This is a genomic window from Streptomyces sp. NPDC035033 (assembly GCF_040636735.1).
Lineage (GTDB): Bacteria > Actinomycetota > Actinomycetes > Streptomycetales > Streptomycetaceae > Streptomyces.
Window position 1 is genome coordinate 39,400 of record NZ_JBEZUZ010000017.1, and the last position, 20,071, is coordinate 59,470.

The window sequence follows — 20,071 nt, forward strand, 5'->3', positions numbered from 1 at the left end:
GGGCGGCCGGGAGGGGTCCGGAATGCTGAGGGAGAGAGCGTGACGACGACGGGCAGACGCGCCCTGCTCGCGGCGGGGGCCTCGGCCGCCGCCGCGGCCCTGACCGGGTGCACCTCCGAGGAGACGGGGCCGCGCCGCCCGAGCGCCGCGGAGGAGGCGGCGGCCCGTGAGGCCGAACGGGTGGCCCGCGCCGAGGCGGCCCTCCGCCGCCGCGCGGTGACCGCCTCGCGGACCCTGCTGGAACGTTACGACGCCGCCCTCGCCGCCCATCCCGCGCTGCACGCGCGCGTGGCCCCCCTCCGCGCCTCGACCGCGGCCCATGTGAAGGCCCTCGGCGAGGGCGACCGTCCGGCGCCCTCGCCCGAGGCGGCCTCCGGCACGGCGACCCCGGCGGCCGCCCCCGCCCCGTCGGCCCCGGCCGCGACGGCGCCGGCGGTCCCGGCCGACCCGGCGGCCGCCCTGCGGGCCCTGGCCGCCGCCGCGCGGACCGCCTCCGAGGCGCACACCGCCGAGCTGCTCGCGGCCCCGCCCGAGTACGCCCGGCTGCTCGCCTCCGTGGCCGCCGCCGGCGCCGCCCACGCCTACCTCCTCACCGAAGGGGCCCGCGCATGAGCGCCCTGAAGGCCGCCCAGGCCGCCCTCGCCGCCGAGCACGCGGCCGTGTACGGCTACGGCGTCGTCGGCGGCCGGGTCGCCGAGGAGCGCCGGGCCGAGGCGACCGCCGCCTACGAGGCGCACCGGGCCCGCCGGGACGCGCTGCGCCGCACCGTCCGGGACCTCGGCGGCACGCCGGCCGCCGCGGCCGCCGCGTACGAGCTGCCCTTCCGGGTCGCCGACCCGGCCGGCGCGGTGCGGCTCGCGACCGTCCTGGAGGACCGGGTGGCCGGGGTCTACTCCGACCTGGTGCGGGCCGCCGACGGCCCGCTGCGCCGCGAGGCCGCGGCCGCGCTCAGGGAGGCGGCGGTCCGCGCGGTGCGGTGGCGCGGCAGCGGCGTAACCTTTCCTGGGCTCGCCGAGCGGGTGTGAGTCCGGCCCCCACCAGCCCTGATCACCCCGCCCGAGCAGAAGGAACGACGCACGCATGGGTTTCGAACCGCCCCGGCGACTGGCGACGGCGCTCCGCGAGCGGTACGGGGACGCCGCCGCGGACGAGTGGCTCGGGCGGCTGCCCGGCCTCGTCGGGCGGGTGCCCGGTGAGGCCGGTCTGACCGTCGAGCGGGTGGTGGCCCCCGGCGGACGCGACAGCCTGCTCCTCCTCGTCCGCGACGCCGGCGGCGCGCCCGCCGCGCTGAAGATCGCGCCGCCGTTCACCCGCCCGGCCCTCGAACGGGACGCGCTCGCGCACTGGAACGGCTGGGGCGCGGTACGGCTCCTCGCCGAGGGCCCCGAGGGCTCCCTCGTCCTCGAACGGCTGCACCCGGAGGTGTCCCTCCGCTCGCTGCCGGAGGCCAAGGCGCTCCTGGAGGCGGCCGGGACCGTACGGAAGCTGTGGGTGGAGCCGCCCGCCGGACACGGCTTCGACACGGTGGCCGGCCGGACCGCCCGGCAGGCGGAGGCGATGGAGCCCCACCGCGCCGACGCGGTCGCCGGGGACCTGACCGCGGCGGCGCTCGCGGCCCGTGAGGAGCTGCTCGCCGGGACGGCCGAGGAGCTGCTGCTGCACGGCGACTTCCGGCAGGGCAAGGTGCTCGGCGGCGACCGAGCACCCTGGCTGGCGGTGGGCCCCGACCCGCTGGTCGGCGAGCGGGCCTACGACCTCGCGCGGCTGGTGCGGGAACGGGTCGAGGACCTGGTCGCCTCCTCGGCCGGCGCCCCGGCGGCCCGGCGCCGGGTCAACAAGCTCGCCGACTCGCTCGACGTGGACCGGGAGCGGCTGCGCGGCTGGACGCTCTTCCGGACCGTCGAGTCCGGCACGCGGGCGCTGGCCGCCGGGCGGCGGCAGGAGGCCGAGTGGCTGCTGGAGTTCGCCGGCTGGTTGTGAGTGCGGGGCCCACGGAAAGGGGAATACCCTTTTTGTACCCCTTTCCAGGGAGCCCGTGATGATCGAGGAAATCCTGTGGGCGGTCGCGGGAGCGGGAGCCGCGACCGTGGCCTACGTGGGCGCGGCCGCGCGGGTGGTCAAGCAGTACGAGCGCGGCGTCGTCTTCCGCTTCGGCCGGCTGCGGGGCGAGGTGCGCCCGCCCGGCTTCACGATGATCGTCCCGGCGGTCGACCGGCTCCACAAGGTGAACATGCAGATCGTCACGATGCCGGTCCCCGCCCAGGAGGGCATCACCCGGGACAACGTGACGGTGCGGGTCGACGCGGTCGTCTACTTCAAGGTGGTGGACGCGGCGGAGGCGCTGGTGCGGGTGGAGGACTACAGGTTCGCGGTCTCGCAGATGGCGCAGACCTCGCTGCGGTCGATCATCGGCAAGAGCGACCTCGACGACCTGCTGTCCAACCGCGAGAAGCTCAACCAGGGGCTCGAACTGATGCTGGACTCCCCCGCGATCGGCTGGGGCGTGCAGATCGACCGGGTCGAGATCAAGGACGTGTCCCTGCCGGAGACGATGAAGCGGTCGATGGCCCGGCAGGCGGAGGCGGACCGGGAGCGGCGGGCGCGGCTGATCAACGCGGACGCGGAGCTCCAGGCGTCGAAGAAGCTGGCGGAGGCGGCGCACCAGATGGCGGAGGCGCCGTCCGCCCTCCAGCTGCGGCTGCTGCAGACGGTGATGGCCGTCGCGGCGGAGAAGAACTCCACCCTGGTCCTGCCGATCCCGGTCGAACTCCTCCGCTTCCTGGAGCGCGCGACGCCGGAGACGGGACGGGCCCCGGCCCCGGATCCCGCTCCGCCGGCCGCGGCGGACGAGCCGCCGCCCCCGCCCCTGCCCCCCGTCGAGGACCTCACCGGCTCCTCGGTGGAACCGGCCCCCCGCGGCCGGGCCGCCTGACCCCGCGGAAGGAAGGCCGGGGCCGGGGCGGGAGGCCGGGGGGTCAGGCGGTGAGGGCCGCCAGGGCCTCCTCCACCGTGAGCTCCTCGCGCTCGCCGGTGCGGCGGTCCTTCAGCTCCACGACGCCCTCGGCGGCGCGGCGGCCGGCGACGAGGATCTTCGGGACGCCGATGAGCTCCGCGTCGGTGAACTTGACGCCCGGGGAGACGCCGGCGCGGTCGTCGACGAGGACGCGGAGGCCCGCGGCCGAGAGCTTGTCGGAGACCTCCAGGGCCAGCTCGGTCTGGAGCGCCTTGCCGGCGGCGACGACGTGGACGTCGGCGGGCGCGACCTCGGCCGGCCAGCACAGGCCCTTGTCGTCGGCGGTCTGCTCGGCGAGGGCGGCGACGGCGCGCGAGACGCCGATGCCGTAGGAGCCCATGGTGACGCGGACCGGCTTGCCGTTCTGGCCGAGGACGTCGAGCTTCAGCGCGTCCGCGTACTTGCGGCCGAGCTGGAAGATGTGGCCGATCTCGATCGCGCGGTCCAGCGTGAGGCCGGTGCCGCACTTGGGGCACGGGTCGCCGTCCTGGACGACGACCACGTCGACGTACTCGGAGACCTCGAAGTCGCGGCCCGCGACGACGTTCTTCGCGTGCAGGCCCTCCTTGTTGGCGCCGGTGATCCAGGCGGTGCCGGGGGCGACGCGCGGGTCGGCGATGTAGGTGACCTTGTCCAGGCCCTGCGGGCCGATGTAGCCGCGGACCAGGTCGGGGCGGGCCGCGAAGTCGGTCTCGGTGACCAGCTCGACGGCGGCGGGCGCGAAGTGCGCCTCGACCTTGTCCATGTCGACCTCGCGGTCGCCGGGCACGCCGACCGCGACGATCTCGCCGTCCACCTTCACCAGCAGGTTCTTGAGGGTGGCGGAGGCGGGGACGCCGAGGGAGGCGGCGAGGGTCTCGATGGTCGGGGTGTCGGGGGTCGGGATGTCCTCGGCCGCGGGGACGGCGGAGCCGTCGACCGGCTTCACCTCCTGGTACACGGCCTCGGTGTTGGCGGCGAAGTCGCAGTTCGGGCAGTCGGCGAAGGTGTCCTCGCCGGCCTCGGCCGGGGCCAGGAACTCCTCGGACTTGGAGCCGCCCATGGCGCCGGCGGTGGCGGCGCAGATGCGGTAGTCGAGGCCGAGGCGCTCGAAGATCCGCTGGTACGCCTGGCGGTGCAGCGCGTAGGAGTGGGCCAGGCCCTCGTCCTCGGTGTCGAAGGAGTACGAGTCCTTCATCAGGAACTCGCGGCCCCGCAGGATGCCGGCGCGGGGGCGGGCCTCGTCCCGGAACTTGGTCTGGATCTGGTACAGGATGACCGGCAGGTCCTTGTAGGACGAGCACTGGTCCTTCACCAGGAGGGTGAAGATCTCCTCGTGGGTGGGGCCGAGGAGGTAGTCGCCGCCCTTGCGGTCCTGGAGGCGGAAGAGCTCGGCGCCGTACTCGTCCCAGCGGCCGGTGGCCTCGTACGGCTCGCGGGGCAGCAGCGCGGGGAGGGAGACCTCCTGGGCGCCGACGGCGTCCATCTCCTCGCGGACGATCCGCTCGACGTTGGAGAGGACCTTCTTGCCCAGCGGCAGCCAGCTCCAGATGCCGGCGGCGGTGCGGCGGACGTAGCCCGCGCGGACGAGGAGCTTGTGGGACAGGACCTCGGCGTCCGCCGGGTCGTCGCGCAGCGTCTTCGCCATCAACTGGGACATGCGCTGGACCGGTGCGTTGGCCATGGTTCTCGTACTCCTGCCGGGCTGGGGGCCCCCCGCTCGAACGCAACCGAGAGCCTGGGGGAGGTGTTGGCCCCGAGATTATCCGGGGCGCCCCGTCCGCGAGAAATCAGTTCCGGCGCGGGAGCGGCAGCGGGGCGCCCATGACGGCGTACGGGCGGGCGGCGCTCGGGAAGTGGACCTGGCGGGCGAGGTCCTCGTAGCCGAGGGAGCGGTAGAGGCCGCGGGCCGGGGACTCGGTGTCGATCGCGGAGAGGATGGAGCGCTTCTCGTCGGCGGTGTCGGTGATGGTGGTGATCAGCCCGCGGCCGAGGCCCCGGCCCTGGAAGGCGGGGTGGACGTGGAGCTCGGTGATGACGAAGGAGCCGTCGAGCCAGTCGGCGGTGCCGGTGGCGCGCAGGTACGGCTCCACCACGGTGGACCACCAGTGGGAGCGGTCGTTGGGCATCCCGTACACGAAGCCGGCGAGCCGTCCGTCGGGGGTGGTGGCCCCGTAGGCGCGGGCGCCGGGGCTCATCATGTGCCGCAGCACGATGTGGCGGCGCACGGCGACCTCCTCGGCGTCGAGGCCGAAGGCGACCGCCTGCACGGCGAGCGCCTCGTCCACCCGGGCGGCGAGGTCGATCGGTCCGATCACGGTGGGTGCGTCGTCCATGCGGCGCACCCTACAAGCGCCCGCCCGCCCGGGACAGCGGCTCCGGGCGGCGCGCTCAGAAGAGCACGCTCATGAAGGCGCCGGTCTCGCGGAAGCCGACGCGGCGGTAGGCGGCGCGGGCGGGGGTGTTGTAGTCGTTGACGTACAGGCTGACCACCGGGGCGACGTCGGCGAGGGCGTACGCGACGACGGCGGCCATGCCGGTCTCGGAGAGGCCCTTCCCCCGGTGCTCGGGGGCGACCCAGACGCCCTGGATCTGGCAGGCCTGGCGGGTGGCGGCGCCGATCTCGGCCTTGAAGACGACCTCGCCGTCCTCGATGCGGGCGAAGGAGCGGCCGGCGGCGACGAGTTCGGCGACGCGCGCCTGGTAGAGGAGGCCGCCGTCGCCGGCCAGCGGGGAGACGCCGACCTCCTCGGTGAACATGGCGACGCAGGCGGGCATGATCACGTCCATCTCGTCCTTGCGGACCCGGCGGACGAGCGGGTCGGGGGCGACGGCGGCGGAGGGCTCCTCGGTGACCATGAGGGGCTGGTGGGCTCGGACGTCGCGGGCGGGGCCCCAGGCGGGTTCGAGGAGGCGCCAGAGCTCGGCGGTGGGGCCGGCGGGGCCGACGATCGAGGAGCAGCGGCGGCCGATCCGGCGGGCCCGGTCGGCGAAGGCGCGGACGGCCTCGGGGGTGGCGCAGATGGGCACGAGGTTGGCGCCGGAGTAGCAGAGCGAGGTGAGCCGGCCCTCGGTGTACCAGCCCCACATCTCGCCGCCCAGGCGCCAGGGGTCGAGGCCGGCGATCCGGACGCGGGCGGTCACGAAGGCGTTCTCGACGGGGGCGCTCTCCAGGACGGCGAGGGCGGCGCCGAGGTCGGCGGGTTCGAGCACCCGGGTGGTGGTCTGGGTCAACACGAGGGGCCTCACCGTGCGGGTTCTGCTGATCCTGGCACTGTACCCCGCTCCTCCGGGCCCCGGCTCGCCCCGGCGGCGCTCCGGGGCGGACGGGTGGCCCGATCGCGTCCGCCGGGCCGGGCCGCGTACGGCGGAACCCCTCCGCCCCGGCGGGGACGGAGGGGTTCCGGGGACGCGGGGCCGGGTCAGCCGGCGATCGCGACGCTCGGCTCGCCGCTGGCGACGCCGTCCTTCTCCATCTGCTCGGCGATCTTGAGGGCTTCCTCGATGAGGGTCTCGACGATCTTCGACTCGGGGACGGTCTTGATGACCTCGCCCTTGACGAAGATCTGGCCCTTGCCGTTGCCGGAGGCGACGCCGAGGTCGGCCTCGCGGGCCTCGCCGGGGCCGTTGACGACGCAGCCCATGACGGCGACGCGGAGCGGGACGGTCATGCCGTCGAGGCCGGCGGTGACCTCCTCGGCCAGCTTGTAGACGTCGACCTGGGCGCGGCCGCAGGACGGGCAGGAGACGATCTCCAGGCGGCGCTGGCGGAGGTTGAGCGACTCCAGGATCTGGATGCCGACCTTGATCTCCTCGGCCGGCGGGGCGGAGAGGGAGACCCGGATGGTGTCGCCGATGCCCTGGGAGAGCAGGGCGCCGAAGGCGACGGCCGACTTGATGGTGCCCTGGAAGGCGGGGCCGGCCTCGGTGACGCCGAGGTGCAGCGGGTAGTCGCACTGGGCGGCGAGCTGGCGGTAGGCCTCGACCATGACGACCGGGTCGTTGTGCTTGACCGAGATCTTGATGTCGCGGAAGTCGTGCTCCTCGAAGAGGGACGCCTCCCAGAGGGCGGACTCGACGAGCGCCTCGGGGGTGGCCTTGCCGTACTTCTTCAGGAGGCGGGCGTCGAGCGAACCGGCGTTGACGCCGATGCGGATCGGGGTGCCCGCGTCCTTGGCGGCCCGGGCGATCTCCTTGACCTTGTCGTCGAACTGCTTGATGTTGCCCGGGTTGACCCGGACCGCGGCGCAGCCGGCGTCGATCGCGGCGAAGACGTACTTCGGCTGGAAGTGGATGTCGGCGATCACGGGGATCGAGGACTTCCGGGCGATGGTGGCGAGCGCGTCGGCGTCGTCCTGGGTGGGGCAGGCCACCCGGACGATCTGGCAGCCCGAGGCGGTCAGCTCGGCGATCTGCTGGAGGGTGGCGCCGATGTCGGACGTGCGGGTCGTCGTCATCGACTGCACCGAGACGGGTGCGTCGCCGCCGACGGCCACGCTGCCGACCTGGATCTGCCGGCTCTTGCGCCGCTCGGCGAGCCGGGTCGGGACGGTGGGCATACCGAGAGAAATCGCGGTCATCTGTAGTGCAACCTCAAAGGTCGTGCGTCGGCGGGCTCGGGCTTCCGAGGTTACCGCCCCGGGGGCGGGGGGCCGGACACGGCGGTGCCCGGCCCCCTGGGGAGTTACGTGAGCTTCACCGGGTTGACGATGTCCGCGGCGAGGACGAGCAGGGTGAAGCAGACGAAGACGCCGGCGACCACGTAGGCGGCGGGCATCAGCCTGGCCACGTCGAACGGGCCGGGGTCGGGGCGCTTGAAGAGCCGGGCCGTGTGGCGGCGGACGGACTCCCACAGGGCGCCCGCGATGTGGCCGCCGTCGAGCGGCAGCAGCGGGAGCATGTTGAAGAGGAACAGCGAGACGTTGAAGTACACCAGCAGGTTCATGAACATGACCAGGATGCGCTCCGGCGGGAGGTCCAGGTTCATGAGCTCGCCGGTGATGCGGGCGGCGCCGACGACGCCGACGGGCGAGTCCTCGGCGCGCTCGCCGTCGCCGAAGGTGGCGTCCCACAGGCCGGGGATCTTGCCGGGGAGGGCGACCACGGAGTGGAGGCCGTTCTCCAGCAGGTCGCCCATGCGGTCGGTGGTCTCGCCGAAGGTGAGCGGCGCGACCTCCGTCTTCGAGGCGAAGCCGAGGTACCCGGCCTCCTCGTAGGCGAGCGGGCGGACGATCTGGCCGTCCTCGTCCTTCTTCAGGACCTGGTTGGCGACGAGCGTGGGGTGCAGGTCGAGGCGCTGCCCGGCCCGCTCGACGGTGATCGTGGCGGGGCCGATGGTGTCCCGGATGTGGTTCGACAGGGTGTCCCAGTCGGAGACCGGGGTGCCGTTGAAGGCGACGATCCGGTCGCCCTCGCGCAGGCCCGCCCGGTACGCCGGGGAGACCGGGTCGCCCGCGGCGCAGGCGTCCCGGTTCTCGCTCTGCTCGATGACGCACTTCTGGACGCCGGCGACCTGGGTGGTCTGTCCCTCGATGCCGAGGGTCATCAGCGAGCCGTAGAAGAGGCCGAGGGCGAGGACCAGGTTCATGAAGGGCCCGGCGAACATGACGATGACGCGCTTCCACGGCTTGCGCGTGTAGAAGAGCCGGGTCTCGTCGCCGGGCTGGAGCTCCTCGTAGGACGCCTCGCGGGCGTCCTCGATCATGGAGCGCCAGGGCGAGGTGGAGCGGGCCTCGATCTTGCCGTCCGCGCCGGGCGGGAACATGCCGATCATGCGGATGTAGCCGCCGGCCGGGATGGCCTTGATGCCGTACTCGGTCTCGCCGCGCTTCCTCGACCAGAGGGTGGGGCCGAAGCCGACCATGTACTGCGGCACGCGGATGCCGAAGAGCTTGGCCGTGGAGAGGTGGCCGAGCTCGTGCCAGGCGATGGAGACGAGCAGCCCCAGCGCGAACAGGACGACCCCGAGGATCGTCAGGAGCACTTCCGTCATGCGCGCGCCTCCGCGGTTGCCTTCGCTGCGAGCTCCCGGGCCCGGGCCCGGGCCCAGGTCTCCGCTTCCAGGACGTCCGGCACCGTCAGGGAGGTTCCCCCGGTGGGCCGTCCGTGTTCGGTGACGACCGCCGTGACGGTGTCCATGATGCCGGTGAAGGGGAGCCTGCCGGCCAGGAAGGCCTCGACGCACTCCTCGTTGGCGGCGTTGAAGACGGCGGGGGCGGTGCCGCCCAGCTCGCCGACGTGCCGGGCCAGGTTCACCGACGGGAAGGCCTCGTCGTCCAGCGGGAAGAACTCCCAGGTGGAGGCGGTCGACCAGTCGAAGGCGGGGGCCGCGTCGGGGACCCGCTCGGGCCAGCCGATGCCGATGGCGATGGGGCCGCGCATGTCCGGCGGGGTGGCCTGGGCGAGGGTGGAGCCGTCGGTGAACTCGACCATCGAGTGGACGTACGACTGGGGGTGGACGACGACCTCGATGCGGTCGAAGGGGATGTCGTAGAGGAGGTGCGCCTCGATGACCTCCAGGCCCTTGTTGACCAGGGTCGCGCTGTTGACCGTGATGACCGGGCCCATCGCCCAGGTCGGGTGCGCCAGCGCGTCCTCGCGGGTCACGTGCTCCAGCTCGGCCCGGGTGCGGCCGCGGAAGGGGCCCCCGGAGGCGGTGACGACCAGCTTGCGGACGTCGGCGCGGGTGCCGGCGGCGAGCGCCTGGAAGAGGGCGGCGTGCTCGGAGTCGACCGGGATGATCTGGCCGGGCTTCGCGAGCGCCTTGACCAGCGGGCCGCCGACGATCAGCGACTCCTTGTTGGCGAGGGCGAGGGTGCGGCCGGCCTCCAGGGCGGCGAGCGTCGGCGCCAGGCCGATGGAGCCGGTGATGCCGTTGAGCACGGTGTGGCACGGGGAGGCGGCGAGCTCGGTGGCGGCGTCGGGGCCGGCCAGGATCTCGGGCAGCGGCTCGGAGCCGTACAGGGCCTCCAGGGCCGTGCGCAGCTCCGCCACGGCCTCCTCGCGGGCGACGGCGACCTGGGCGACCCTCAGCCGGTGCGCCTGCTCGGCGAGGAGCGCGACCCGGCCGCCGGAGGCGGCCAGGGCGGTGACCCGGAAGCGGTCGGGGTTGCGCAGCACCAGGTCGATGGCCTGGGTGCCGATGGATCCCGTCGAGCCGAGGACGACGACGTCCCGGCGTCCTTCGGTGGTGTCGAAGGCGATGTGCGGGTCGGCGAGAGGAGAGGGGCGGTCGCTCATGCCCCCCATTCTTGCCGCAAACGCCGCGCGTCCTTCACGGGGTACGGGCGAACGCGCCGAAGACCCGGTGGAAGTCCGGGAAGGTCTTCTTCACGCAGCCGGGGTCGTCGAAGGTGATGCCGGGGGTGCGCAGGGCGGTGACGGCGAACGACATGACGATCCGGTGGTCGCCGTGGGTGGCGATCTCGGCGGGTCCGGTGGGGGTGCCGGGGTGGATCTCGATCCAGTCGGGGCCGGTCTCCACGGTGACGCCGAGGCGGCGGAGGTTCTCGGCGCACGCGTCGAGCCGGTCGCACTCCTTGACCCGGGTGTTGCCGACGTCCTCGATGCGGACGGGTCCGTCGGCGAAGGGGGCGATCGCCGCGAGCGTCGGCATGGTGTCGGAGATGTCCCGCATGTTGACGGTGAGGCCGCGCAGCACGCCGGTGGAGCGGACGGTGGTCGCCCCTTCCGTCACCTCGACGTCGGCGCCCATCCGGCGCAGGACGTCGACGAAGGCGAGGTCGCCCTGGAGGGCGCCGGTGCCGAGGCCGGGGACGGTGACCTCGCCGCCCGGCAGGAGGGCGGCCGCGGCGAAGAAGTAGCTGGCCGTGGAGGCGTCGGGCTCGATGGGGTAGAGCACCGCCTTGTAGCCGGTGGGAGCGACCCGGTAGGTGCGGCCCTCGCGGACGACGTCCGCGCCGAAGGCCCGCATCATCGCGAGGGTGATCTCCACGTACGGCTCCGAGACCAGGTCGGTGACCGTGATGTCGAGGCCCCGGGCGGTGAGCGGGCCGAGCATCAGCAGGGCCGTCAGGTACTGGGAGGACTGTCCGGCGTCCAGGGTGAGCGCGCCGCCCTCGACCCCGGCGGCGTGCACGGTGAGCGGGTGGTGGCCGTCCTTCTCGCCGTGCCGCAGGTCCACGCCGAGCTCGCGCAGGGCGGTGGTGAGGGGGCCGAGCGGGCGGCGGCGCATCTGCGCGGAGGCGTCGAAGCGGAAGGTGCCGCGGCCGGCGGCGGCGAGGGCGGGCAGGAAGCGGGCGGTGGTGGCGCCGTCGCGGCAGTACACGTCGGCCTCCGCCGCCCCCGGGCCGGCGGGGCGGCCCTCGATGTGCCAGGCGCCGGGCTCCTGCCGTACGGCGTAGCCGAGGGCCCTGAGCCCCTCGGCGAAGCCCTCGGTGTCGTCGGAGACGAGCGGGCGCAGCAGGGTGGTGGTGCCCTCCGCGGCGGCGGCGAGGAAGAGCGCGCGGGCGGTGACGGACTTGGAGCCGGGGATGTCGATGACGGTCACGCCGGCCATCCTGCCGCGCCGGGCGGGCGGGCCGTCGGCGCGTTCCGGTCCGTGGACGGTCCGGGGACGGAAGGGCCCGGGGACGCACGAGAGGCGGCCCGAGCCCCCGCACAGTGGGCTCGGACCGCCTGGTCCCGTGGAGCGGATCCCTAGGAGGGGCTCCTTCAGAGGGCGAGGCCGGTGAGGACCATCACGCGCTCGTAGGTGTAGTCGTCCATCGCGTACGCGACGCCCTCGCGGCCGGTGCCGGAGCGCTTGGCGCCGCCGTACGGCATCTGGTCGGCGCGGTAGGAGGGGACGTCGCCGACGATCACGCCGCCGACCTCCAGGGCGCGGTGGGCGCGGAAGGCGGTCTGCAGGTCGTGGGTGAAGACGCCGGCCTGGAGGCCGAAGTCGGAGTCGTTGACCGCGGCGAACGCCTCGGCCTCGCCGTCGACCTTGGCGACCGTGAGGACCGGGCCGAAGACCTCGGCGCGGGCCAGGGTGACGTCGGCCGGGAGGTCGGTGAGGACGGTCGGGGCGTAGGTGGCGCCCTCGCGCTTGCCGCCGGCGAGCAGCTTGGCGCCGGCCGCGACGGCCTCGTCGACCCAGGACTCGACGCGGAGGGCGGCGGCCTCGTCGACGAGCGGGCCGACGTCGGTGGCGTCGTCCGCCGGGTCGCCGGTGACCTGGGCCTCGACGGCCGCGACGATCTTCGGGAGCAGGCGGTCGTAGACGGTGGCGTCGGCGATCACGCGCTGCACGGAGATGCAGGACTGGCCGCCCTGGTAGTTGGAGAAGGTCGCGATGCGGGTCGCGGCCCAGTCCAGGTCGGCCTCGGAGGACCAGTCGGCGAGGACGACGGCGGCGGCGTTGCCGCCGAGCTCCAGGGTGCAGTGCTTGTGCGGCACGGACTGCTGGATGGCGTAGCCGACCTTGTCCGAGCCGGTGAAGGAGATGACCGGGAGGCGCTCGTCCTGGACGAGGGCGGGCATCCGGTCGTTCGGCACGGTGAGGATCGACCAGGAGCCGGCCGGCAGGTCGGTCTCGGCCAGGATCTCGCCCAGGATGAGGGAGGAGATCGGGGTGGCCGGGGCCGGCTTGAGGATGATCGGGGCGCCGACGGCGATGGCCGGGGCGACCTTGTGGGCGCTGAGGTTCAGCGGGAAGTTGAACGGCGCGATGCCGAGGACGACGCCCTTGGGGACGCGGCGGGTGAGGGCGAGGCGGCCCGTGCCGCCGGCCTCGGTGTCCAGGCGCTGGGCCTCGCCGGCGTTCCAGCGGCGGGCCTCCTCGGCGGCGAAACGGAAGACGGAGACGGCGCGGCCGACCTCGCCGCGGGCCCACTTGATGGGCTTGCCGTTCTCGGCCGAGATGATCTGGGCGATCTCCTCGGTGCGCTCGGCGAGCCGCTTCGACACGTGGTCGAGGGCGGCGGCGCGGACGTGCGCCGGGGTGGCGGCGAACTCGTCGACGACCGCGTGGGCGGCGGCGACGGCCTCCTCGACCTGGGCCTCGGTGGGCACGGCGACCTTGCCGACCAGACGTCCGTCGTACGAGTTCGTGACGTCGAAGGTGGTGTCGCCGGTGGCCTCGCGGCCGGCGACCCAGAAGGCGTGGGTGGTCGTCATTGCGTGTCCCGGCCCTTTCCGTTTCGGGGTGCGAGCGGTTGCTCTCCAGACACGTTAGGGCCGGGGGCACGGGGTGGCGTTTGTCCGTGATGGAGTGGTGGGGCGGCGGGTCTGTCCGCTTTGGCCTGCCGCGGGGTGGCGCGGGGCCGTACCGTCAGCGCTCCTCGTACGCGGTGAAGGGGCGGAACCCGTCGGTCCGGGCGGCGATGAGCAGGTTCCCGTGGCCGAGGACGTCGGTGATCTCGCCGAAGGAGCCGCCGAAGGAGTCCGGGAAGGTGCGCATGTCGCGCTCCTCGCCGGTGTCGGCGTCGAGGACGAGCAGTCCGTCCTCCGCGGAGTGGGCGTACAGGTCGACGAGGGCGGTGACCCTGCCGTCGGCGACCCGCAGCCCGAGGACGTCCTCCGCGTAGCCGAGCCTGGCGTGCCACAGGCGCCGTCCGGTGCGGAGGTCGAAGGCGCTGACCGTGTCGCGGCTCAGGGCGTCGACGGCGTACAGGCGCCCGTACGCGATCTCGGCGTGGGCCGGTTCGGCGGTCGAGAGGCGGCCGTTGGCGACGTCGGAGGCGATGCGGCCCTGGAGGCGGCCGTCGTCGGAGAAGGAGAGGACCGACGGGTAGCCGCTCAGGTCGAGGCCGTCGACGCTCACCGCGATCGGGTCGGCGGAGAGGAACGCGGCCTCGTTGACGATCGGTTCGACGTACCGCCGCTCGTCGAGCGGGGTGGTCCAGCGGTGCCGGCCGTCCGCCGGGTCGAAGGCGGCCAGCCGGACGTCCCGCCGCTCGCAGACGAGGAGCGCGAGGACCTGCCGCTGCCCGGCGGCGACCCGGTGCGGCACGCAGTCCTTCGGCACGGCGGCCGCCCAGCGGGGCTTGCCGGTGCGCAGGTCGAGGGCGCGCAGGGCGCGGTCCGGGCGGACCGAGCCGGGGCGCTCGCCGGCCCACGCGTACGGCCAGTCGGGGTCCTCGTCGCGGACCACGGCGAGGCCGCCGCCGACCGCGACGAGGTCCTTCTCGTCCTGGATCTCGCCGGAGGCGGGGGTCCGGGCGGCGCGCCACAGCTCGCGCCCGGACCCGAGGTCGAGGGCGACGACGGTGGTGCAGCCCTTGCCCGCCGCTGCGGCGGGCTCGCCGCCCGGGGTCTCGGGCGAGCCCTGGGCGATCAGGGCGACGCCGTCCTCGGCGGTGCGGCTGACGGAGCAGACGGCGGCGTCCCCGGCCGGGGCGTACCGCCAGCGCCGCGCGCCGGAGCGGGCGTCGAAACCGGTGACCTCGGTGGCGCGGCTGCGGACGAGGGTGTCGCCGACGGCCCAGGTGCCGTGGCCGGACGTCGGGCCCGGGACGTGGTCGTCGACGGGGGTCTCCCAGACCTGGCGCATGGAGTCGCCGGGGAGGTACCCCTCGCTCGCGAGGATGCCGGCGGTGATGCCGCCGCAGCCGGCGAGGAGGGCGAGGAGGACGCCGCCGACGACGGCGTACCGGGCGGCGCGCGACCCCGGCTTCCCGCCGCCGCTGTCGTTGCCGCCGCCGCTGCCGCCCTTGCCGCCCTTGCCGCCCGGCGTCTTCCCGTCGGCTCTGCCGCCGCTCCGCGTGGTCGTGGCCATCCGTACCCCACCCCTGATCACTGCCGTGTTCATGACCGATACGAGGTCACAGGGTAGGGCCCGGAAGGATCTTGCGCGCGGCGGTCGCCTCATCCCCTCCGCTCGGTCGAGACGATGAGGCAGACGGCGGCCACGACGATCCCGCCGCCGAGGAGGATCGGCCAGGTCAGCACCTCGTCGAGGATGAGCGCGCCGAGCAGGACGGCGACGACCGGGTTGACGTACGCGTAGGTGGCGACGAGCGAGACCGGGGCGGACTGGAGGAGCCAGGCGTACGCGGTGAAGGCGACCAGCGACCCGAAGAGGACCAGGTAGCCGAGGGCGAGCCAGGAGCCGCTGGAGACCGCGCCCGGGTCGAAGCCGCGCTGCTCGCCGCGGAGGAGTCCGACGACGATCCCGCCGACGCCGCCGGCCAGCATCTCGTACACGCTCGCGGTGAAGGGGTTGGCGGGCATGGGGAGGCGGGCGGAGGAGACCGTGCCGACCGACCAGAGCAGGGCGGCGAGGACGACGAGGAGGACGCCTCCGATGCCGACGTCCCCGCTGAGCCCCGGCAGGGTCAGGACGGCGAGTCCGGCGAAGCCGGTCAGGACGCCGCCGTACGCGCCGAGCCCCGGGCGCTCGCCGGCGGCGGTGCGCAGCAGGACGACCCAGACGGGCACGACGGCGATGAGGAGGGCGGCGAGGCCGGAGGGGACGGTGGTCTCGGCGAGGTTGACGAGGCCGTTGCCGCCGAGGATGAGGAGCAGGCCGACGAGCACGGCGGACCCGAGCTGCCGCCGGTCCACCTTGAGGGCCGCGGGGCCGTACCGCCAGGCGACGATCGCGGCGAGGAGCAGGCCGGCGACGACGAACCGGCCGCCGGAGGCCAGGAAGGGCGGAACGGTCTCGACGACGATCCGGATGCCGAGGTAGGTGGAGCCCCAGACGACGTAGACGATGCCGAGGGCGGCCCAGACGGCGCCGGTGATGCGGCGGGCGGGGACCGCGGTCTTCCGTGTCTTCTGCGCCGGGGCGGAGGGGGAGGCGGGGCCGGGGCCGGGAACGGAGGCAGAAACAGAAGAGGCAGAGGCAGGGGCAGAGGCAGGGGCGGGGTCGGGATCGACGGCAGGGCTTGTCATGAGCAGGAGAGTATTGACTCCTGTCGGTCCCGGCCAGGTTTTCTGCCCGGCTTCGGGCAGGAGGGCCCCGATCCTGCCCGAAGCCGGGCAGGACGACGGAGCGGCACCCCCGCTCCCGCTCCCTCTCCCCCGCTATCCCTCGCCCTCCCCCGTCGCCTTGAGGGCCAGCCACAGCTCCATGCGGACGTCCGGATCGTCGAGCGAGCGGCCGAGGATCTCCTCGACGCGCCGCATCCGGTAGCGGAGGGTGTGCCGGTGCACGCCGAGGTCGGCCGCGGCGGCGTCCCACTGCCCGTGCCGGGAGAGCCAGGCGCGCAGGCTGGCGACCAGGTCGCCGCGGCCGGTGGCGTCGTGCTCGCGCAGCGCCCGCAGCATGCCGTCGGCGAAGGCGCGGACGGCGTCGTCGGCGAGGAGCGGCAGGACGGAACCGGCCGCCATGTCCTCGTGCTCGACGAGGGCGCGGCCCCGGCGGCGGGCCACCGAGAGGGCCTGCTCGGCCTGCTTGTACGCGGCCGCGGCGGTGGCCGGCCCGGCGGAGGCGGAGAGCCCGACGACGACGCCGGCGTCCTCGGCCTCGCGCTCGGCGTACCCGGCGCAGGCGGAGACGACCGCGCCACCGTCGCCGGCGAGGACGACGAGCCGGCCGTCGTCCTCGGGGACGGTGAGCACGGCCTCGCCGGCCCGGGCGGCGGCGGCCTCCAGGGCCTCGGCGAGCACGGGCAGCGGGGGTTCGGCGGGCGCCTTCTCGCCGCCGGCGGGCTCGGCGACGAGGAGGCGGAAGGGGGCGTCGAGGAGGCCGCCGTAGACGTCGCCGGCGACGGCGCGGGCGTGCTCGGACTGGCCGGCGAGCATCATGCGCAGCACGGCGGCGCCGAGCCGCTGCTCGGCGGCCTGGAGGGAGCGGGAGCGCTCGGTGGTGAGGGTGAGCAGGGCGATCGCGGAGTGGACGGCGTACCGCTCGGCGGTGCCGAGGGGCGCGCCGGTGCCGACGGCGAGGGCGCCGCGGACCCGGCGGCCGGTCCCGAGGGACTGGAGCTCGACCCGGTCGTCGGTGCCGCCGACCACGGCGCTGGCGGGGGCGGGCCGCTCGCGCAGCCGCTCGACGTCCGGGGTGAGGCGGGCCGCGCGGCGGGCCGCCCAGTCGGGCGAGACGGCGACGACGGCCCCCGAGGTGTCGTAGAGGGCGGCCCAGCCGTCGACGTGCGCGGCGAGCCGGGCGACGACGGCGTCCGGCCCTTCGGCGAGCGCGGCCCGGGTGAGTTCGCGCTGCACCTCGAAGCCGGCGGTCACGGCCCGGTACTGATCGGCCGCGATGGCCGCCGACACGGCCTTGCTGATGGCGAGGAACGGCGTGCGGCGCGGCACCTCCAGGAGCGGCAGGTGCTCGGCCCGGGCGGCGTCGAGCAGCGCGCCCGGGATCTCGTCGTAGTTCACCCCGACGGCGAACCCGAGCCCCACCACCCCGGCGCCGAGCAGCCGCCGCACGTACCGCCGCATCGCCTCGCCGTCCTCGGCGTCGAGGGTGAGGGCGGTGGTGAGCAGCAGCTCCCCGCCCTCCATGTACGGCACGGGGTCGGTCAGCTCGCTGACGTGCGCCCAGCGGACGGGCGTGTCGAGACGGTCCTCGCCGGCCCGGACGACGAGCCGGAGCGAGGAGTGCTGGACGAGCGAGGCGAGGGTGGGCGGCATCGGAAACCGGCGGACCTTTGAGCGGAGGCCGAGCACGGAGAGCCGCGCCGGCGGCGGAACGCCGCTGGGGAGGGCGGCGCACCCGATTGTGCCAGTCCCCCCGCGGGGACGCCTCAGCCGCGCAGGTCGACCAGGAGGGGCGGCGTGTGCTCGCCCCGCACGTGGGTGAGGGAGAGCACCGCGTGCCCGGGCGGCACGGCGTGCGCCAGGTCGGAGGCGGACCAGCGCTCCCGCTCGACCTCCCGGACGGTCACGGCGTCGGTGGTGACGGGCCGGCCGGTGACCAGCTTGCGCACCGCGTGCGCCAGCCGGGTGAGGGGCTCGTCGGAGCGGACGGTCCGGCTGGTGACGTCCCGGGCCTCCACCCATTCGGTGCCCCAGGTCTCCGCGAACCGCTTGCCGTCCCAGGTGGTGACCCCGGCGAGGGCGAACCGGCAGCCGACCGCGCCGAACAGCGGGGTGCGCAGGTGCTCGGGGACGTCGTCGACGGAGCGGAGCCCGAGGACGACCCCGGCGTGGGCGGAGCGCAGCCGCTGGAGGCCGCGCACGGTCGCGGCGGTCAGGGTGTGCGAGGCGTCGTCCAGGACCAGGCAGACGAAACGGGAGCGGTCGGGCCGGCCGGCGGCGCGGCCGAGGAACTGGGCGAGCACGAGGCGGGCGAGGAGCCGCGAGGCCTCGGCGTGGCCGGATTCCGGCAGGTCGATCCGGACGCGCACGGGGTGCTCCAGGGCGCGCATGGTGAACGGGGCGTTCGCCCCGGAGGTGTCGAAGAAGCCGGCGAAGGCGGGGCGGTCGAGGAGGGCGATCCGGTCGGCGAGGTGGGGGGCGGGGTCGCCCTCGGCGCGCTGCTGCCGGGCGCGGGCGTCGAGTTCCCGGACGAGGGACGCGTGGCCGGCCCGTTCGAGGGCCTCGCGCAGGGACTGCAGCGGAGCGGGGGCGCCGTCGAGGAGCTCGCGGAGTTCGGGGACCGAGGGGAAGCGGCCGTGGACGGCGTGGAAGGGGCCCAGGAGCTGGGCGAGGGCGGTGGTGGCGCGCCGGGTGTCGGTGACGTCGGTGGCCAGGACGTCGGCGAGCAGCGCGGCCGCCTGGTCCGGATCGGTGGTGCCGCCGTACAGGTCGAGGTCGTGCGGTGAGGCCGGGTCGCCGACGCGGATGACGACGTCGTACGCCTCCTCCGGCCCGAGGGGCGCGGTGTCGGAGCCGACCACGACGACGGCGGCCTGCCCGGCGAGCGCCTGGAGCGACAGGGACTCGACGAGGGGGCGGAGGAGGCGGGTCGTCTTGCCGCTGCCCGAGGGGCCGACGACGAGCATGCTGGTGCCGAGCACGTCGGGGTCGAGGGCGAGGCCGGTCGTCCTGCGCGGGTACGGGTTGCGCGCGGTGTCCGCGACGGTGCCGAGGCGCACCTGCCGGAGGGCGAGGTCGTGCGTGGCCGTCCGGCCGGGCAGGGAGCGGGCCCCGGAGGGGTGGAGGAAGGCCGCCGCGCCGCGCGCGTGGACCTCGCGCACGAAGGCCGCCTGCCGCTCGGGGGCGGCGCCGGTCGCTTCCCACGCGGCCCTGATCCGGGCGTAGTCGACGTCGTTCATGGCCCCGGAGGCCGCCTCGGCGGCGAGCCGGTCGGCCGCCTCGACGAGCCCGGCGGCCCTCAGCTCGGGCCAGGAGGCGGGGTCGGGAGCGGCGGGGTCCGTGACCGGTGCCGGTGTTCCGCCGGCGGGCGACGGGACACGGCGCAGGGCGAGCCACGCGAAGGGCAGGGCGGTGGCGAGGGCCAGGGACCAGTCGGCGGTGTTCTGCAGCCGGATGTTGGCCTGCACGGCGCCGGGGCCGGGTTCCAGGGGCAGCAGGGAGTAGACGATGTCGCCGACCGGCACCCAGCCGTTGTGGACGAGGGCGATGGCGAGGGCCCCGGTGAGGGCGGCCAGGCCCGCCCGGACCTTCTTGCCGTGGGCCAGGGTGAGCCTGTCCCAGGCGTACAGCCAGCGGCCGAAACGGCCGATCCCGTAGAAGACGGCGGTGAAGAGAACCGTGCGGTAGACCGCCAGGGCGACCTCCCCGCCGGTGTCCGGCCTCGGGACGACGCTCAGGGGCTCCCACCAGTCCCCGGGGGTGAAGAGCTTGAGCGGCACGCTCCAGTACGGGACGTAGTTGTTGCGCAGCAACGACCACAGCAGGACGGCGACCAAAAAGGAGATGACCGCGCCGGAGAGCACCGTCCGCAGCGGGGTCTCGTCGGGTTCGCGATCCGGGCGGGGCACGTGCCCGTACCGCCAGACCCCGGGGGCGGCCTCGGGGCGGGGGGCCCGCAGCCAGGCGACGAGCGCGGCGCCGCCCCGGGCGGCGCCGGGCGCGGCCGTCGGCTTCGGGGGCGTCGACGGCGGCGCGGCGGGCATCGAGGGCGCTCCGGCCGGCCGGGGGATGTCGGCGTGCGGCAGCCCGTCCCGGGTGCTCCGCGAGCCGTGCGTACCCTCGAATTCCATGTCCCCTGCCCCCTGGCCCTTCGACTCCGCGACGCTGCCGTCCGGGCCCAATCTAGAGCCTCGGTCCCGGATC

At 74.9% G+C, this 20,071-nt stretch carries 16 protein-coding genes; 4 read left to right on the forward strand and 12 right to left on the reverse strand.

The genetic code is table 11. From position 1 onward, the window contains the following. Positions 1–39 precede the first annotated feature (39 nt). The 4 genes from AB0E83_RS10235 to AB0E83_RS10250 are packed head-to-tail and all read left to right on the forward strand — an operon-like array spanning position 40 to position 2,932. The gene (locus tag AB0E83_RS10235) at positions 40–612 is read left to right on the forward strand and encodes a hypothetical protein (protein WP_362108587.1); all 573 of its coding nucleotides are present in this window, start codon (positions 40–42) and stop codon (positions 610–612) included. Continuing rightward, positions 609–1,025 carry a ferritin-like domain-containing protein gene (locus AB0E83_RS10240; protein ID WP_362108589.1) on the forward strand — a complete coding sequence of 139 codons (417 nt, stop codon included), beginning with the start codon at positions 609–611 and terminating at the stop codon, positions 1,023–1,025. The genes AB0E83_RS10235 and AB0E83_RS10240 overlap by 4 nt, the downstream gene beginning before the upstream one ends. A gap of 55 nt (positions 1,026–1,080) precedes the next feature. Continuing rightward, positions 1,081–1,980: an aminoglycoside phosphotransferase family protein gene (locus tag AB0E83_RS10245; RefSeq protein WP_362108591.1), complete on the forward strand. Its 900-nt coding sequence runs from the start codon at positions 1,081–1,083 to the stop codon at positions 1,978–1,980. Between the two features lie 58 nt (positions 1,981–2,038). After that, positions 2,039–2,932, forward strand: coding sequence for a slipin family protein (locus AB0E83_RS10250; protein ID WP_362108593.1), 894 nt, complete (start codon positions 2,039–2,041; stop codon positions 2,930–2,932). Between the two features lie 43 nt (positions 2,933–2,975). On the opposite strand, the gene AB0E83_RS10255 is transcribed toward AB0E83_RS10250, so the two are convergent. The 12 genes from AB0E83_RS10255 to AB0E83_RS10310 all read right to left on the reverse strand — a co-directional run bounded on the left by AB0E83_RS10255 (position 2,976) and on the right by AB0E83_RS10310 (position 19,998). Next, positions 2,976–4,676 carry a proline--tRNA ligase gene (locus AB0E83_RS10255; RefSeq protein ID WP_362108595.1) on the reverse strand — a complete coding sequence of 567 codons (1,701 nt, stop codon included), beginning with the start codon at positions 4,674–4,676 and terminating at the stop codon, positions 2,976–2,978. 106 nt (positions 4,677–4,782) lie between these two features. Further along, positions 4,783–5,328, reverse strand: coding sequence for a GNAT family N-acetyltransferase (locus AB0E83_RS10260; RefSeq protein WP_362108597.1), 546 nt, complete (start codon positions 5,326–5,328; stop codon positions 4,783–4,785). Between the two features lie 55 nt (positions 5,329–5,383). Continuing rightward, entirely contained in the window at positions 5,384–6,229 is an 846-nt protein-coding gene (locus AB0E83_RS10265; RefSeq protein ID WP_362108599.1) for a GNAT family N-acetyltransferase, read from the reverse strand. A 185-nt stretch (positions 6,230–6,414) separates the two neighbouring features. After that, complete coding sequence (ispG, locus tag AB0E83_RS10270) at positions 6,415–7,572, reverse strand: flavodoxin-dependent (E)-4-hydroxy-3-methylbut-2-enyl-diphosphate synthase (protein WP_362108601.1); 1,158 nt, start codon at positions 7,570–7,572, stop codon at positions 6,415–6,417. A 104-nt stretch (positions 7,573–7,676) separates the two neighbouring features. Beyond that, positions 7,677–8,984, reverse strand: coding sequence for a site-2 protease family protein (locus tag AB0E83_RS10275; protein WP_362108603.1), 1,308 nt, complete (start codon positions 8,982–8,984; stop codon positions 7,677–7,679). After that, positions 8,981–10,231 (reverse strand): 1-deoxy-D-xylulose-5-phosphate reductoisomerase, encoded by a 1,251-nt coding sequence (dxr, locus tag AB0E83_RS10280; protein WP_362108605.1) that lies wholly within the window; start codon positions 10,229–10,231, stop codon positions 8,981–8,983. The genes AB0E83_RS10275 and dxr overlap by 4 nt, the downstream gene beginning before the upstream one ends. Before the next feature lie 34 nt (positions 10,232–10,265). After that, entirely contained in the window at positions 10,266–11,501 is a 1,236-nt protein-coding gene (aroA, locus tag AB0E83_RS10285; protein ID WP_362108607.1) for a 3-phosphoshikimate 1-carboxyvinyltransferase, read from the reverse strand. Positions 11,502–11,665: 164 nt separating this feature from the next. Next, positions 11,666–13,111: an aldehyde dehydrogenase family protein gene (locus AB0E83_RS10290; protein WP_362108609.1), complete on the reverse strand. Its 1,446-nt coding sequence runs from the start codon at positions 13,109–13,111 to the stop codon at positions 11,666–11,668. A 154-nt stretch (positions 13,112–13,265) separates the two neighbouring features. Then, positions 13,266–14,711, reverse strand: coding sequence for a PQQ-binding-like beta-propeller repeat protein (locus tag AB0E83_RS10295; protein ID WP_362108611.1), 1,446 nt, complete (start codon positions 14,709–14,711; stop codon positions 13,266–13,268). Positions 14,712–14,800: 89 nt separating this feature from the next. Then, a complete protein-coding gene (locus tag AB0E83_RS10300; RefSeq protein ID WP_362108613.1) occupies positions 14,801–15,832 on the reverse strand; it encodes an EamA family transporter in 1,032 nt (343 codons plus the stop codon). A 132-nt stretch (positions 15,833–15,964) separates the two neighbouring features. After that, positions 15,965–17,521 carry a PucR family transcriptional regulator gene (locus AB0E83_RS10305; protein ID WP_362108615.1) on the reverse strand — a complete coding sequence of 519 codons (1,557 nt, stop codon included), beginning with the start codon at positions 17,519–17,521 and terminating at the stop codon, positions 15,965–15,967. 113 nt (positions 17,522–17,634) lie between these two features. Beyond that, positions 17,635–19,998, reverse strand: coding sequence for an ATP/GTP-binding protein (locus AB0E83_RS10310; RefSeq protein WP_362108617.1), 2,364 nt, complete (start codon positions 19,996–19,998; stop codon positions 17,635–17,637). Positions 19,999–20,071 lie beyond the last annotated feature (73 nt).